Raw genomic sequence first — 14,500 nt, 5'->3', positions numbered from 1 at the left:
GCCAGGATCAGCGCGACCGCAGCGGTGGCGACAGTTCGCGTATCAGCAATTCGAGTTCCCGCTGTGTGCTTCGCGCTGGCAGCGTTGAGACTACAAACAGCAATCGAGAGTGCAGCCGATCAGGCGGTGGAAACGTCCACATTGTCGATCAGCCTGGTTTTTCCCAGCCAGGCGGCGGCGAGGACGCGGCCCATTCGGTCGTGCCGCCATGGCGCAAGGGTCAGGCTTTCGCGGGCTTCGACATAATCGACTTTCTGGAAGCCGGCGACGATCAGGGCTCGGCTTGCTTCGGCGATCGTTTCTTCCTGACCTGCGCCCGCCGCCAGCGCCGTTGCCGCCTTGCGCAGGATAAGGTTGAACTGGCGGGCGGTCTGGAGTTCGGCTTCATCGAGATAGGCGTTGCGTGACGACATGGCGAGGCCATGCGCGTCGCGAATGGTCGGTGCGCCGATGATCTCGACGGGCAGGTCGAGGTCGCGGCAAAGCTGCTTGACGACGCAAAGCTGCTGATAATCCTTTTCGCCAAAGATGGCGAAGTCGGGTACGGCCTGCAGGAGAAGCTTGGCCACCACTGTGGCGACGCCATCGAAAAAGGTGGGTCGAAAGTCCGTTTCGAGCCCGGCTGACGGACCGCCGACCGAGATCTTCGTCGCGAAACCGGCGGGATACATCTCGTTGACATCAGGCGTGAAGGCGAGATCGGCCTTGGCCGTCGTCAGCATATCGAGGTCGCGGGCCAACTGGCGCGGGTATTTGTCGAGATCCTCGCTCGGCGCGAACTGCGTCGGATTGACGAAGATCGACACCACGCATCGATCGGCTCTTTCGAGGGCGATCTTGATCAGCGAAAGATGCCCGTCATGCAATGCGCCCATGGTTGGCACCAAGGCGATGCGCTGCCCATCGCGCCGCCAGTCGCGGATGCGTGCGCGAAGCTCGGCAACGCTGTCGACGACGTCGGGCCGGCTCATGCTTCATCCCCGCCATTTGTTTTTGAAAAGACATGGGCACGGCCAGGGAATTCGCGGTCCCGTACCTCCGATGCGTAGCGCTCGGCGGCATGCGCGATCACGCTGCGCAGATCGGCGTATTGCTTGACGAATCTAGGCACCCGGTCGACGCTCAGCCCGACCATGTCGTCGATGACCAGGATCTGGCCGTCGCACTCGCTGCTGGCGCCGATGCCGATGGTTGGAATGGCGATGCGGCCGGTGATGTCCGCGGCGACCGTCTCGATCGTTCCTTCAATGACCAGGGAAAACGCACCGGCCTTCTCGACCGCGAGCGCGTCGGCGATCAGGGCGGCAACATTCTCGTCCGTCCGGCCCTTGATCTTGTAGCCGCCGTCTTTCTCGACCGATTGCGGCTGCAGGCCGATATGGCCCATGACCGGGATACCGGCGGCCACGATCGCCGCGATCTGAGCGGCCATGTCGACGCCTCCCTCGAGTTTCACCGCCTGGCAACCGGTCTCGCCAACGATGCGCCGCGCCGAGGCCACGGCTTGCGCGGCTGAATCCTCATAGGTGCCGGCCGGCATGTCGACGACGACGCAGGCCCTGGCCGAGCCCCGCATCACGGCCTGGCCGTGCGCGATCATCATCTCCAGCGAGGCGCCCAGCGTCGTCTCATGGCCATGCAGGACCATGGCGACGCTGTCGCCGACCAGGAGCAGGTCGACATGGGGATCGAGCAGGCGGGCGATCGGGTAGGTGTAGGCGGTGAGGCAGACGATCGGCGTGCCGCCCTTGCGGCGGCGAATCAGGTCGGCACCGATGCGAATGTCGGTGGTCGGCAATTGCGTGGCCAATCGTCGCCTCCTTTAGCCCCCGAGGCGGAGAGGATTTCCGCCTGGGCGCGCAGAGCTTTAGAAAGAGCGGCAAGGCTTGGCAAGCGTGCATCCGGCCACCCCAGGGATCACAGGCCCAGGGATCACAGGCTTGTGTCGGGTCCCTGGCGCGCCATTTGCGCGCTCCCGCGGCAAAACCCTTGCCTTCCCGAGGGCCTGACGCCATAAGCAGGAAAGGGGCGCCACCAGCGCGAGGGTTCTGAGATGAAGACTTTCCTGACGCAGTTTTTCACCTGGTGGAACAGCCAGACGCTGGGAACGCGCCTGCACACCTGGCGGTACGGCAAGAGGGTCGGCCAGGACGAGGCCGGCAATGTCTACTATGAAGGCGGTATCGATTCGGAAGGCCGTACGCGCCGTTGGGTCATCTACCGCAACTATTCGGAAGCGTCGGCCATTCCGCCGGGCTGGCACGGCTGGATTCACCATCGTGTCGATGTCGCTCCCCCCAGCGACGACTACCGGCCGCGCGACTGGCAAAAGCCGCACCTGCCCAATCTGACCGGCACGCCCGCGGCCTATCGCCCGAAGGGCTCGGTGCTGACCAACCAACATCGCCCGCAGGTCACCGGCGACTACGACGCCTGGACGCCGGGGTCGTAACGGCGCGGGTTTGTAACCGTAAGGTGCAGGCCGGTCCTTTATCGCCACAATTGGTGTTTAGCTGCTTGCTGATCAGAAAACGGCGACTAGCCTTGGCGATCGATGGAATCACCTGGGCGCGAACCACCGGTACCCCTGCATGAGCTTTTTCAACCTGATATCGACAGGCGGTCTGACGCTAGCCGCCAGCCTCGCCGTCAGCACCGTCGCCTTTGCGGCTTCACCCACACCTGCCGCCCCGGCGCCGCCAGCGGCAGCGGGATCGGATCGCATTGCCAACCCGGTCGCCGAGTTCGCCGGTATCGACAAGATCACCGGCCGCATCATCACCTTCGATGTCTATATCGACGAGACGGTGCAATTCGGCGCCCTGCAGGTGACGCCACGCGTCTGCTATTCCCGGCCGGAGAACGAGGAGCCGAAGACCGATTCCTTCGTCGAGGTCGACGAGATCACGCTCGACCGCAAGATCCGCCGCATCTTCACCGGCTGGATGTTTGCCGAAAGCCCTGGCCTCAATGCCGTCGAGCACGCCGTCTATGACGTCTGGCTGAAGGAATGCAAGCAGAAGTCGGATGTACCGGCGCCTGATGCTGGCAAGGCCGACGGAGCGAAAGCCGACGCCTCGAAGCCGGCCGCGACCAAGCCCGCCTCGGCCAGGCCCAAGCCCCCGGTCACTCCGGACGCGGCACAGCCGGACGACGCCGCGGAACCGGACACGACCACCGCCAACTGATCTCTTGGAACCGCCATGGCGGGCGCGCGTTGGAGCATCAAGACGTGCCCGGAGGATATGCTATGTCGGACAGCAAGCGGATCATGGCCAACAAGGCCGAGTTGTTGGAACTTGAAAAGGGGTTCTGGACGGGTGACAGTGCCTACTACGCCGCCAACGCGGACACCGAATGCCTGGTGGCGTTTCCGCGGATGGCCAAGGCGATGGATAATGCCGATCTGGCCGAGACCGCGACCAAGCCCAACCGCTGGCGCGATCTCGACATCGAGCTCAAGGGCATAATCGAGCCAGGCAGCGACATCGTCATGCTGACCTACGAGGCGCATGCGACGCGCGAGAATGGCGAACCCTACGCCGCACTGGTCAGCACCGGCTATGTCCACCGCGTCAACGGTTGGAAGATGATGTTCCATGCGCAGACGCCGCTCGAGGCCACCGCCAAGTAGGGCTTGATCCCTACGGAAAAAAGATCGCTTCGCCCTTCAGCGCGTCGGCCAGCATCTTCTCATACTTGCCGCGCGGCACGTCGACCGCGCCGAAGCGCTTGAGGTGCTCGGTGGTGAACTGCGTATCGAGGAGTGCGAAGCCGCGTGCCTTCAGGCGCTCGACGAGATGCACGAGACAGATCTTCGACGCGTCCGTCTCTTTGGAAAACATGCTTTCCCCGAAAAACACCCGCCCGAGCGAGACCCCATAGAGCCCGCCGACCAGACGCCCCCCCCGCCATGCCTCGACCGAATGGCAGTGTCCCATCCGGTGCAGTTGCACATAGGCTTCGCGGATCGGCGCGTTGATCCAGGTCGAGCGGCGCTCCTCGCGCTTTTCGGCGCAGCCGTCGATCGTCGCCTCGAAGTCGAAGTCGAAACGGATGTCGAACGGGTGCCTGCGGATCGTCTTCTGCAGGCTTTTGGGCGTGTGAAAGCCCTCGAGCGGAATGATGCCGCGCGTTTCCGGGCGCACCCAGAACACTTCCGGGTCACCAGCACTTTCGGCCATCGGGAACACGCCCGAGGCGTATGCCTTGAGCAGAAGGTCGGTGGGGATGCGATAGCCTGGCGCGTATGGACGGGTCATCGCGTCCCCGCGCTATTCGCCCTTGGCCAGATATTTTTCCAGCCAATGGATGTCGTAGTCGCCGTTGGCGATGTCGGCATTGCCGACGAGATCGCGAAACAGCGGCAACGTCGTCTTGATGCCGTCGACGACGAATTCGTCGAGCGCCCGGCGCAGCCGCATCATGCATTCGACTCGGTTGCGCCCATGCACGATCAGCTTGCCGATCAGGCTGTCATAGTAGGGCGGGATCTTGTAGCCGGAGTAGACACCGGAATCGACGCGGATTCCGAGGCCGCCGGGCGTATGAAAATGGGTGATCGTGCCGGGCGAGGGGGTGAAGGTGCGCGGATCCTCGGCATTGATGCGGCATTCGATGGCGTGGCCGTTGAACTTGATGTCTTCCTGCTTGACCGAAAGGCCGCCGCCGGAAGCGACGCGGATCTGCTCGTGGACCAGATCGATTCCGGTGATCGCTTCCGTCACCGGATGTTCGACCTGGAGACGCGTGTTCATCTCGATGAAATAGAACTCGCCGTTCTCGTACAGGAACTCGATCGTTCCGGCGCCCGAATAGCCGAGATCGGCAATCGCCTTGGCGCAGATGCCGCCGATGCGCGACCGTTCCTCGGCGTTGAGCGCCGGCGAATTGGCCTCTTCCCAGACTTTCTGGTGGCGCCGCTGCAGCGAGCAGTCGCGTTCGCCGAAATGCACGCCGCCGCCGAAGCCGTCGCCGAACACCTGCACCTCGATGTGGCGCGGCTTCTCCAGGTATTTCTCGATGTAGACCGCGTCGTCGCCAAAGGCCGCGCCGGCCTCCGAGCGCGCCGTCTGCAGGGCGATTTCGAGGTCCGCCTCGGTATGCGCCACTTTCATGCCGCGTCCGCCGCCGCCGGCCGACGCCTTGATGATGACGGGATAGCCGATCTCGGCGGCGATCCGCCTGGCTTCCTTTTCCTCGGTCACCGCACCGTCGGAGCCGGGCACCACCGGAATGCCAAGGCGCTTTGCGGTGCGCTTGGCCTCGATCTTGTCGCCCATGACGCGGATATGGTCGCCGGACGGACCGATGAAGGTGATGTTGTGCGCCGCCAGGATGTCGGCGAACTTGGCGTTCTCCGACAGGAAACCGTAGCCCGGATGCACGGCGTCGGCGCCGGTGATCTCGCAGGCCGCGACGATCTGGTGGATGTTGAGATAGCTGTCGCGCGACGGCGGCGGACCGATGCACACGCTTTCGTCGGCCAGCCGCACATGCATGGCGTCGGCATCGGCGGTCGAATGCACCACCACCGTCTGGATGCCGAGTTCCTTGCAGGCGCGCAGCACCCGAAGTGCGATTTCGCCGCGATTGGCGATGAGGATCTTCTGGAACATCCGGCTCGCTCTACTCGATCACGACAAGCGGCATGCCGTATTCGACCGGCGTCGCGTCCTCGAACAGGATCGCCGTCACCGTGCCGGCGCGCGGCGAGGGAATCTGGTTCATCGTCTTCATCGCCTCGATGATCAAGAGCGTCTGTCCTTCCTTGACCTTCTGGCCGACCTCGATGAACGGCTTGGCGTCCGGCGACGGCGCCAGGTAGGCAGTACCGACCATGGGCGAAGGGACGGCGTTCTTGGACACGTCGACCGCGGCCGGGGCAGCCACGGCGGCAGATTGGGATGCCGCTGCCGGCGCATAGGCCGGTTGCGGTGCGGCGATCGCATGGACGGTAGGCGCCTGCCGTGACACCCGTACCTTCAGGTCGCCGAGTTCAACCTCGATCTCGGTCAGGTTGGTGTCGTTCAGTATGCCCGCCAGATCGCGGATCAGTTGCTGGTCAACACCGGTCTTCTTTATCGACATTTTCGAGCCTTCTGTTTGTTGGCCGGTCATAGGCGTGCGGCCAGCGCTTGCAGCGCCAGCGTGTAGCCGAGCGGCCCAAAGCCACAGATCATGCCGACAGCGACCGGCGCGACCATGGAGACGTGGCGGAACGGTTCCCGCGCGTGGATGTTGGAAAGGTGAACTTCGGCGACCGGCAGCGGCGCGATCGAGCGGATGGCGTCGTGGATGGCAATCGAGGTATGGCTGTAGGCGCCTGGATTGATGACGATGCCGGCGGCCTTGTCGCCGGCTTCCTGGATCCAGTCGACAAGATCGCCTTCATGGTTCGACTGGCGGAAATCGATCTCGATCCCGAGCGCTTTGCCTGCCTGCTTGCAGTCGTCGGCGATGGCCGCGAGCGTCTTGCCGCCATAGATGCCCGGCTCGCGCTTGCCGAGCGCGTTGAGATTGGGACCGTTCAGGACGAAAACCGTTTTCAAAAAAGTCGACCTTTTCCGGCGCCGACGTCAAGCCGGCGCGCTGGGCCTCTATACCGGGCATAGTCGCCCGCGGAAAGAGCGCAAGTGCGTTCTTTCACTGTCCACAACAGGCCGAAACGTGCCCGTGAAGAAAACCACTCGCCGGTCAAAGCGCGGCTTTCGCCGCCTCGATCTTTTCGGCAAGCACTTCCTGCCCGAGCGCCCCGAACACGACCTCGTTGCCGACGACGTAGGAAGGGGTTCCGGTGATCTGCAGCTTGTTGGCAAGATCGTAAGTCTTGGAGAAGGCCTCGGGGATCGACGCGTCCTTCATCTTCTCGCGCAGCGTCGCCTCGTCGGCGCCGAGCGAAAGTGCGATCTTGATCGCGGTTGCCTCGGTGGCGCGCCCCTGGCCGCCGAGCAGCGCATTGTGGAACTCGCCGTACTTCTCCGGCATCATCAGGTGGAACGCCATCGAAACGACGCTGGCCTTCTGCGAATCCGGGCCGAGGATCGGGAATTCCTTGAGCACGAAACGCAGATCCGGATCTGACTTGGTCAGGGCCCGCATATCCTCGATGGCGCGTTTGCAGAAGCCGCAATTGTAGTCGTAGAACTCGACGATCGTTACCTTGCCGTTCGGGTTGCCGACGACGCCGTCGAAGGTGGAGTTGAAGATCTGGTCCTTGGCGTTCTTGATGACGCCGAGCGCCGCGAGCCGCTGCTCCTCCTTCTGCTTGGCCTCGAGTGCGTCCTGCACTTCGAGCAGCACTTCCGGATTCTTCAGGAGATAGTCGCGGATGATTCCCTCGACCTCGGCGCGGTCGATTTTGGTATCGGCCACGGCCGACTGGGCAGGCTGCGCCGTCTGGACAGGCTGCGCCGTCTGGACAGGCTGCGCCGTCTGGGCAGGCTGCGCCGTTCCGGCCTTCGCAACCTGCGGATTGCCGGCCACGAAACCGAAAGCCAGCATGGCAAGGGCGGCCGCAACCCCCGTGGTGCACAGCAGCAGTGCCTTCTTCATCGTTCTCGTTCCTTCTGCCTGTTTTCCGGTCTGGCTGTGTCGCAGCACACGGCCGGAGGGTTCATGAGTTTACTGGCTCTTGCCTGATGATTTGTAGTTTATGATGTCCTGGGCGCGTATCCAGCGCGGCTCGCCGCGCTTCATCTGCTGTTGCGCCCGCATGGCGAAGATCTTCGCATCCTTGTAGTTACCGGAATAGAAATGGCCTTCGGCGGTGGCAAGCTCGGCGCCCGGTATGTCTCCCAGCTCGCCGTAAGCCTGCGCCAGATAACGATAGCCGGTGGAGTTTTCCTTGTCGCGCCCCAGGCCATTGTTGATCTGCACGACAGCTTTCTTGAGCGAGTCGGGCGTGCCGACCGCCATCAGCGCCTGGCCAAGCGAGACAGGCAGCAGGCCGGACCGTGCCGGATCGAGGCTGACAGCCTTGGCGTAGGCGTCGGCCGCATCCCTAGGCTTGTTCGCCTTCATCAATATATCGCCGCGCAGTTCCTGGAAGTAGGCATTCTTGGGCTGCGCCTTGATCAGGGCGTTGGTCTTGGCGAGCGCCGCGTCGAGGTTGCCGTAGAGATAGGTCGACTGGGCATCGCCGTATAGCGCCGCCATGCCGCCGCGCATCTTTTGTATCAGCCGCGCCGCGGCGGCCTGGCCTTCCATGTAGACGGCAATCTTCACCCGCATCATGTCATGGCGCTGCTGCAGCGTCGGCGCGTCGAGCTTGTCGACATTGGGGCTCTGCTTGACCAGCACCTCGAGATTGGCGATGCGGTCCTGCGGCATCGGATGGCTGATCCGGTAGGGATCGACCTGCGCGCCTGACAGCGACAGCGCGGTCTGGAAGCGGTGGAAGGTCTTCAGCATGCCCATGCCGGACTGGCCGGTGGCATTGAGATAGGTGATAGCCGAGCGGTCGGCCGTGATTTCCTCGGTGCGCTGATAGGCGAGGATGCTGCGCTGCGCCATCTCGCCGCCGCCAGCCGCCACGCCCATGCCGGCCCCGGCAAGGCCGCGGCTGTTTGTCGTCGCGCCGGCGACCATGGCGCCGGCACCGAGCAAGGTGGCGATGATGGCCATGGTCTTGGCGCGTTCGAGTTGCTCGCGCAGTTTCTGCTGGTGGCCGCCGGCGATATGCCCGGCTTCGTGCGCGATGACACCAATGATTTCATTCGGTGTTTCAGCCGTCATCAGCGCGCCGGTGTTGATGAACAGCCGGCGCCCGGTGACGAAGGCGTTGAAGCTGGAATCATTGACCAGCACGATGTCGATGCCGTCATTCGCCAGCCCGGCCGCCTTGAAGATCGGCCGTGCATAATCGCGTACCAGAGCTTCGATCTCGGCGTCGCGTACCACTGGCACGCCCTGGGCGAAGGCGGTCACCGAACCGGCCACTGCAACCGCGGCGGCAAGCGAGATCGTCGCGAAGACACGCGCTGCCCGGGCAATCGTCGATCTGGGTCGGCTCAACATAATGTGTCCACTGGTAGACGAGCGGGCGAAAGATGAAAAGTCGGCGCCTGAAAAACTTCCTCAACTTGTGATCCTCACATCAATCGGGCATTTGTGCGGCGCATGCGTCAGGACCTGGCGCGCTCAATCCTCGCAACAGGGGTAAAAATGGTCGTTTCGCTCTCCCATCGCGGCAATGTCGAGCCGTTCCACGCCATGGATGTGCTGGCCGAAGCGAACCGGCTGAAGGCACAGGGCGTGCCGGTGATTTCCATGGCGGTCGGCCAGCCATCCGATCCGGCGCCTGTCGGGGTTCGCGCCGCCGCGGCCAAGGCGCTGGAGGTTGGACGCATCGGCTATACCGACACCTTGGGCCTGGCCCCGCTGCGCAAGGCGATCGCGGGGCATTACGCGGATCACTACGGCCTCGATGTCGACCCTGGCCGGATCGCGGTGACCACCGGATCGTCGGCGGCCTTCAATCTCGCTTTCCTGGCGATGTTCGATCCCGGCGATCGGGTCGCCATCGCCGCGCCCGGCTATCCCGCCTATCGCAACATCATGGCAGCCCTTGGCATCGACGTGGTCGAAATCGAGCTCGGCGACGCGGCTTATTTGCATGCCGGCCATCTGCAGGCCGCGCATCGGGAGAAGCCTCTGAAGGGCGTGCTGTTTGCAAGTCCGGCCAATCCGACCGGCGCCGTCATACCGGCCGATGAACTGGCGGCCCTGGTCACCACGGCGGAATCCCTCGGCATCGCCGTCATTTCCGATGAGATCTATCATCGGCTGGCCTATGGCGCCCCAGACACCACGGCACTCGCCTTTAGCAACAGCGTGACGGTGATCAACTCGTTCTCGAAATACTATTGCATGACCGGCTGGCGCATCGGCTGGATGGTGTTGCCGGAAGACCTCGTGCGGCCGGTAGAGCGCATCGCCCAGAGCCTCTACATCTCGCCGCCGGAGCTGTCGCAGATCGCGGCGATCGAGGCCTTTACCGCAACCGAGGAATTGCAAGCGGTGAAGCGGCGCTATGCCTGGAATCGCGAGCTTCTGATGAAGCGCCTGCCGGAGCTGGGTTTTCCCCTGGCGGCGCCCATGGATGGCGCCTTCTATGCCTTTTGCGATGTCACCCGGCACAGCAATGACAGCATGGCCTTTGCCCGCAAGATGCTGGCCGAGGCGCATGTGGCGGCGACGCCCGGCCGTGACTTCGACACCCGGGCGGGCCACCGCACGATGCGGTTTTCCTATGCCGGCAGCCACGACGACATGGTCGAGGCGATGGCGCGCATCGAACGCTGGTTGAGGTAGCGCCATGCCGGAGCTCGAACAGGCGCTGGCGGAAGTCGCGGCGGAAATGGCTGAACGCACCGATCGCGGCGATGTCGCGACCTACATTCCCCAACTGGGCAAGGTCGATCCGAAGAAATTCGGTATCGCGGCCGTCACCAATGACGGCGGCGTGCTGGTGGCTGGCGATGCCGACCAGGCGTTTTCGATCCAGAGCATCTCGAAGGTGTTTACCCTGACGCTGGCGCTCGGCAATGTCGGCGACGCGCTGTGGAAGCGGGTCGGGCGCGAGCCGTCCGGCAACCCGTTCAACTCGATTGTCCAGCTCGAGCATGAGAACGGCATTCCGCGCAATCCGTTCATCAATGCCGGCGCTATCGTCATTTCCGACATCCTGCTTGCCGGCCACCAGCCGCGCGAGGCGATCGGCGAGATCCTGCGCTTCATCCAGTTCCTCTGCGACGACGAGACCATCATCATCGACCGCGAGGTCGCGGCTTCCGAACGGGCCACCGGCTACCGCAACTTCGCACTCGCCAATTACATGAAATCCTTCGGCAATCTCCATCATGCGCCGGAATTGGCGCTGGGCGTCTATTTCCATCATTGCGCCATCGCCATGAGCTGCCGGCAACTGGCAATGGCCGGTCGCTTCCTCGCCAATGGCGGCAAGAACCCGGCGACCGGGTATCAGGTGGTGTCGGCGGAGCGGGCGCGGCGCATCGGCGCCATGATGCTGACCTGCGGCCACTATGACGGCTCCGGCGATTTCGCCTTCCGCGTCGGTATTCCCGGCAAGAGCGGCGTTGGCGGCGGTATATTGGGTATCGTGCCGGGGGTCGCCTCGCTTGCCGTCTGGTCGCCCGGCCTCAACGCCAACGGCAATTCCAAGCTGGGTTCGATCGCGCTGGAAAAGCTCGCCAGGATGATGAACTGGTCGATCTTCGCGCCATAGCGATCACGACCTGCCGGATATGAAAAATCCCGCGCCGTTCGTTTCGATCGGCGCGGGATTCTTTTTGTCAGAAAATCAATTCAAGAATTTGAAAAGCCTAGAAAAAGCCTTTCCGCTGCCACCAGCCGGCACGCTTGGGCTTTTCTTCGGATTCGGCTTTGGCTTCCGGCTCATCGGCGACGGTCGAGGAAACCACCGGTACGACAGGTGTATCGGCGGCTGCCGCCTTGCGGCGTGATGGCCGGGCCTTCGGTGTCTCCCCGGCGACCGCTGCCTCGTCCGATGCCGTGGCTGGCGTCGCGGCGGCTGCCTGAACGGCCGCTTCCGCGGTCGGCTCCTCGGCTACAGCCTCGGCGGCTGCCTTCTTGGGCTTGGCTGCGCGCCGCGGCTTCTTTGGCTTTTCGGTGCTAGGCACCTCGTCGCTCACAGTAGCCGCCGGCTCTTCGGCGGCCGCCGCAGCCACCGGCTCGATCGACACAGGCTCGCTTAGCGAAGCGTCAGCCTCGGCAGGCTCGGTCGTTTCGCCGGCTGCCGCCTCCGTCTCGCCTTCACCGTCTTCGCGACGGTTGCGCTTGCCGCCGCGCTTGCCGCGCCGGCGCTTCTTGCCTTGGCCATCGTCGGATGCTTCCGCCGTTTCGACGGTCTCCGTTGCGGCGACCGCAGCTTCGTTGTCCAGCTCGGCATCGTCATGGTCCGCTGCGCTTTCCGACGCAGAGAGGCCGTCCTCCGAGGTGGAATGGGGCGTGCCGTCGGTCGGGGCTCCATGCTCGCGGTCGCGATCCTTGCCGCCGCGCCGCCTGCGACGCTTGCGGCGCTTGCGGTCGCGGCCTTCGCCTTCCTCGCCGGATCTGGGCTGCTGATGCTGCGCCGGCTGGGCGTGCCGTGGCTGCTCGGCCTGTACCGGCGCTTCGTCCTCCTCCTCGGCGACGACGATCTCGTCCTCGGGCTCTTCCGGCTCGACATAGGCCGGCAGGCTGCGCGCCTCGACGAAACCTTCCGGCTTTTCGGCCAGCGCGCCGCGGAAGATCGCGTAGTGCTGGGCACCAACCGTATCGTCGGCCTCGATGGTGACGGTCAGGCCGAAGCGGCTTTCCAGTTCCACCAGCGTGCCTCGCTTGTGGTTGAGCACGTAGAGCGCGGTCGCGGCCGGCGTGCGCACCGTGATGTGGCTGCGCGAATCCTTGAGCAGGAACTCCTCGATCGCCCTTACCACCATCAGCGCCACCGACGAATCGGAGCGCACATGGCCGGTGCCGCCGCAATGCGGGCATGGCTTCATGGTCGATTCCAGCACGCTGGCGCGGATGCGCTGACGCGACATCTCCATCAGGCCGAAATGCGAGATGCGGCCGACCTGGATGCGGGCGCGGTCGTTCTTGAGGTGATCCTTCAGCCGCTTCTCGACGGAGCGGTTGTTGCGGTTCTCCTCCATGTCGATGAAGTCGATGACGATCAGGCCGGCAAGATCGCGCAGCCGGAGCTGGCGGGCGACTTCCTCGGCCGCTTCCAGATTGGTGTGGAGCGCGGTGTCCTCGATCGAGTGCTCCTTGGTGGAGCGTCCCGAATTGACGTCGATGGCGACCAGCGCTTCGGTCTGGTTGATGATGATGTAGCCGCCGCTCTTCAGCGTCACTTGCGGCTGCAGCATGCGGTCGAGCTGCGCCTCGATGCCGTTGCGCACGAAGATCGGCGTCGTGTCGCGGAACGGCTGAACCACCTTAGCGTGGCTCGGCATCAGCATGCGCATGAAGTCCTTGGCTTCGCGGTAGCCCTCGTCGCCGGAAACCAGGATCTCGTCGATATCCTTGTTGTAGAGATCGCGCACCGAACGCTTGATCAGGCTGCCTTCCTCATAGACGAGGGCAGGGGCGGTGGACTGGAGCGTGAGATTGCGCACGTTCTCCCACAGCCGCATCAGATATTCGTAATCGCGCTTGATCTCCGCCTTGGTGCGGCTCTCGCCGGCGGTCCGCAGGATGACGCCCATGCCTTGCGGCACTTCGAGATCGGCGACGACCTCCTTGAGGCGCTTGCGGTCGACCGCGCTGGTGATCTTGCGCGAAATGCCGCCGCCGCGCGCCGTGTTCGGCATCAACACCGAATAGCGGCCCGCAAGCGACAGATAGGTGGTGAGCGCTGCACCCTTGTTGCCGCGCTCTTCCTTGACGACCTGCACCAGCAGGATCTGCCGGCGCTTGATCACTTCCTGGATCTTGTACTGGCGGCGCACCGGCTTGCGGCGGTTGCGCACTTCCTCGAGCGCATCCTCGGCGCCAACCGATTCGATCTCATGATCGTCCGGATGGGAAGAGGATACTTCCTCGAGCATCCCGCGGTCATTGTCGGCGGAAGTGGCTTCGCTGCCCTGTTCCGCCTGCGGCACGGGTTCGGAAATCACGTCGCCTTCGACGGAGGCGGCGATCGACTTGGGGCCACCGTCGCTGGTTTCGCCTTCATCCTGTTCGGAAGAACCCCCGTTATCTTCGGATGCCCCGTTAGCTTCGGATGCACCGTCACGTTCGGATGCACCGGCGTGTTCCGAGGCATCGGGTTCCATGGTTCCCGAAACGTTGGACATGTCCTCGGCGACGGCATCCGCGCCATTGTCGTTGTTTTCGTCTGTCTCGCCGGCGGCCTCGTTTGCCTCGCCGGAATCGGCCGTGCCGGCATCGCGCCTGTTTTCACCACGGTCGCGGCTCTTGCCGCCGCGCCGGCGACCGCGCCGCCCGCGATCCCGGCTCTGGCGATCGTCGCCTTCGCCGTCCTCGTTCTCTTCGTCCTCGGCCTCCTGCGCTTCCGCGCGCAGCAGTGCCTGACGGTCGGCGACCGGAATCTGGTAGTAGTCGGGGTGTATTTCACTGAAGGCGAGAAAACCGTGACGGTTGCCGCCATATTCGACAAAGGCTGCCTGAAGGGAGGGTTCGACGCGCGTTACGCGGGCGAGGTAGATATTTCCTTTGAGCTGCTTCTTGTCCTGCGATTCAAAGTCGAATTCTTCGATACGGTTACCGCGTACGACGACAACGCGTGTTTCCTCCGGGTGGGAGGCGTCTATCAGCATTTTGTTGGGCATTATTTCGTTTCCCCCCGGCAGCCGTCAGCCGCAGCTGGCGGGGCAAAGCCCGCTGCTGTGTGTCTGGATGAGAGTGGGTGCCGGATAATTGAACGTCCGCCGGACGGTGCCTGCGTGTCATGGCGGTGCCGCCCGCAGCCATATTGGCGCGGTTTGATGCGGACGTTTCCATGATTGCG

The 14,500-nt window shown here is 63.8% G+C and carries 14 protein-coding genes; 5 read left to right on the top strand and 9 right to left on the bottom strand.

Annotated elements, in window-relative coordinates; translation table 11 throughout:
- Positions 1 to 119: 119 nt before the first annotated feature.
- Both panC and panB read right to left on the bottom strand, forming a co-directional pair.
- The gene (gene panC, locus EN851_RS06360; protein WP_135915530.1) at positions 120 to 971 is read right to left on the bottom strand and encodes a pantoate--beta-alanine ligase; all 852 of its coding nucleotides are present in this window, start codon (positions 969 to 971) and stop codon (positions 120 to 122) included.
- Positions 968 to 1,810 carry a 3-methyl-2-oxobutanoate hydroxymethyltransferase gene (panB, locus tag EN851_RS06355; RefSeq protein WP_135915531.1) on the bottom strand — a complete coding sequence of 281 codons (843 nt, stop codon included), beginning with the start codon at positions 1,808 to 1,810 and terminating at the stop codon, positions 968 to 970. Before panB ends, panC begins: the two co-directional genes overlap by 4 nt.
- 243 nt (positions 1,811 to 2,053) lie before the next feature.
- On the opposite strand from panB, the gene EN851_RS06350 reads away from it, so the two are divergent.
- The 3 genes from EN851_RS06350 to EN851_RS06340 all read left to right on the top strand — a co-directional run bounded on the left by EN851_RS06350 (position 2,054) and on the right by EN851_RS06340 (position 3,634).
- Complete coding sequence (locus tag EN851_RS06350; protein ID WP_127280305.1) at positions 2,054 to 2,452, top strand: NADH:ubiquinone oxidoreductase subunit NDUFA12; 399 nt, start codon at positions 2,054 to 2,056, stop codon at positions 2,450 to 2,452.
- A 139-nt stretch (positions 2,453 to 2,591) separates the two neighbouring features.
- On the top strand, positions 2,592 to 3,188 hold the full coding sequence (locus EN851_RS06345; protein ID WP_127280304.1) for a DUF2155 domain-containing protein: 597 nt from the start codon (positions 2,592 to 2,594) through the stop codon (positions 3,186 to 3,188).
- 62 nt (positions 3,189 to 3,250) lie between these two features.
- Positions 3,251 to 3,634: a hypothetical protein gene (locus EN851_RS06340; protein ID WP_127869412.1), complete on the top strand. Its 384-nt coding sequence runs from the start codon at positions 3,251 to 3,253 to the stop codon at positions 3,632 to 3,634.
- 10 nt (positions 3,635 to 3,644) lie between these two features.
- Here EN851_RS06340 and aat read toward each other — a convergent pair whose 3' ends face one another.
- From aat to EN851_RS06310, 6 genes are all read right to left on the bottom strand, one after another.
- Complete coding sequence (gene aat, locus EN851_RS06335) at positions 3,645 to 4,262, bottom strand: leucyl/phenylalanyl-tRNA--protein transferase (RefSeq protein WP_127869411.1); 618 nt, start codon at positions 4,260 to 4,262, stop codon at positions 3,645 to 3,647.
- A gap of 12 nt (positions 4,263 to 4,274) precedes the next feature.
- Complete coding sequence (gene accC / locus EN851_RS06330; RefSeq protein WP_127280307.1) at positions 4,275 to 5,618, bottom strand: acetyl-CoA carboxylase biotin carboxylase subunit; 1,344 nt, start codon at positions 5,616 to 5,618, stop codon at positions 4,275 to 4,277.
- Between the two features lie 10 nt (positions 5,619 to 5,628).
- Entirely contained in the window at positions 5,629 to 6,090 is a 462-nt protein-coding gene (accB, locus tag EN851_RS06325; protein ID WP_127279917.1) for an acetyl-CoA carboxylase biotin carboxyl carrier protein, read from the bottom strand.
- Between the two features lie 26 nt (positions 6,091 to 6,116).
- Positions 6,117 to 6,551, bottom strand: coding sequence for a type II 3-dehydroquinate dehydratase (gene aroQ / locus EN851_RS06320; RefSeq protein WP_127279916.1), 435 nt, complete (start codon positions 6,549 to 6,551; stop codon positions 6,117 to 6,119).
- A gap of 145 nt (positions 6,552 to 6,696) precedes the next feature.
- Positions 6,697 to 7,554 carry a DsbA family protein gene (locus EN851_RS06315; protein WP_135928784.1) on the bottom strand — a complete coding sequence of 286 codons (858 nt, stop codon included), beginning with the start codon at positions 7,552 to 7,554 and terminating at the stop codon, positions 6,697 to 6,699.
- A gap of 69 nt (positions 7,555 to 7,623) precedes the next feature.
- A complete protein-coding gene (locus EN851_RS06310; RefSeq protein ID WP_127279914.1) occupies positions 7,624 to 9,018 on the bottom strand; it encodes a M48 family metalloprotease in 1,395 nt (464 codons plus the stop codon).
- Between the two features lie 147 nt (positions 9,019 to 9,165).
- Here EN851_RS06310 and EN851_RS06305 point away from each other — a divergent pair, with 147 nt between their 5' ends.
- Both EN851_RS06305 and EN851_RS06300 read left to right on the top strand, forming a co-directional pair.
- A complete protein-coding gene (locus EN851_RS06305) occupies positions 9,166 to 10,314 on the top strand; it encodes an aminotransferase class I/II-fold pyridoxal phosphate-dependent enzyme (RefSeq protein WP_135928783.1) in 1,149 nt (382 codons plus the stop codon).
- Between the two features lie 4 nt (positions 10,315 to 10,318).
- Positions 10,319 to 11,248 (top strand): glutaminase, encoded by a 930-nt coding sequence (locus tag EN851_RS06300; RefSeq protein ID WP_127279912.1) that lies wholly within the window; start codon positions 10,319 to 10,321, stop codon positions 11,246 to 11,248.
- Between the two features lie 97 nt (positions 11,249 to 11,345).
- Here the strand turns inward: EN851_RS06300 and EN851_RS06295 are convergent, their stop codons facing one another.
- On the bottom strand, positions 11,346 to 14,321 hold the full coding sequence (locus EN851_RS06295) for a ribonuclease E/G (protein ID WP_135928782.1): 2,976 nt from the start codon (positions 14,319 to 14,321) through the stop codon (positions 11,346 to 11,348).
- Between the last annotated feature and the right edge of the window lie 179 nt (positions 14,322 to 14,500).

Origin of the sequence: Mesorhizobium sp. M8A.F.Ca.ET.208.01.1.1 (assembly GCF_004791315.1) — a bacterium.
Lineage (GTDB): Bacteria > Pseudomonadota > Alphaproteobacteria > Rhizobiales > Rhizobiaceae > Mesorhizobium.
Note: the sequence above shows the minus strand (reverse complement) of the source record. Positions and strands in the feature narration are given on the sequence as shown.

Bases quoted from the DNA above. Each gene is read 5' to 3' on its own strand.
- panC (WP_135915530.1), bottom strand. From the start codon at position 971: ATGAGCCGGCCCGACGTCGTCGACAGCGTTGCCGAGCTTCGCGCACGC.
- EN851_RS06350 (WP_127280305.1), top strand. From the start codon at position 2,054: ATGAAGACTTTCCTGACGCAGTTTTTCACCTGGTGGAACAGCCAGACG.
- EN851_RS06345 (WP_127280304.1), top strand. From the start codon at position 2,592: ATGAGCTTTTTCAACCTGATATCGACAGGCGGTCTGACGCTAGCCGCC.
- EN851_RS06340 (WP_127869412.1), top strand. From the start codon at position 3,251: ATGTCGGACAGCAAGCGGATCATGGCCAACAAGGCCGAGTTGTTGGAA.
- aat (WP_127869411.1), bottom strand. From the start codon at position 4,262: ATGACCCGTCCATACGCGCCAGGCTATCGCATCCCCACCGACCTTCTG.
- accC (WP_127280307.1), bottom strand. From the start codon at position 5,618: ATGTTCCAGAAGATCCTCATCGCCAATCGCGGCGAAATCGCACTTCGG.
- accB (WP_127279917.1), bottom strand. From the start codon at position 6,090: ATGTCGATAAAGAAGACCGGTGTTGACCAGCAACTGATCCGCGATCTG.
- EN851_RS06315 (WP_135928784.1), bottom strand. From the start codon at position 7,554: ATGAAGAAGGCACTGCTGCTGTGCACCACGGGGGTTGCGGCCGCCCTT.
- EN851_RS06310 (WP_127279914.1), bottom strand. From the start codon at position 9,018: ATGTTGAGCCGACCCAGATCGACGATTGCCCGGGCAGCGCGTGTCTTC.
- EN851_RS06305 (WP_135928783.1), top strand. From the start codon at position 9,166: ATGGTCGTTTCGCTCTCCCATCGCGGCAATGTCGAGCCGTTCCACGCC.
- EN851_RS06300 (WP_127279912.1), top strand. From the start codon at position 10,319: ATGCCGGAGCTCGAACAGGCGCTGGCGGAAGTCGCGGCGGAAATGGCT.
- EN851_RS06295 (WP_135928782.1), bottom strand. From the start codon at position 14,321: ATGCCCAACAAAATGCTGATAGACGCCTCCCACCCGGAGGAAACACGC.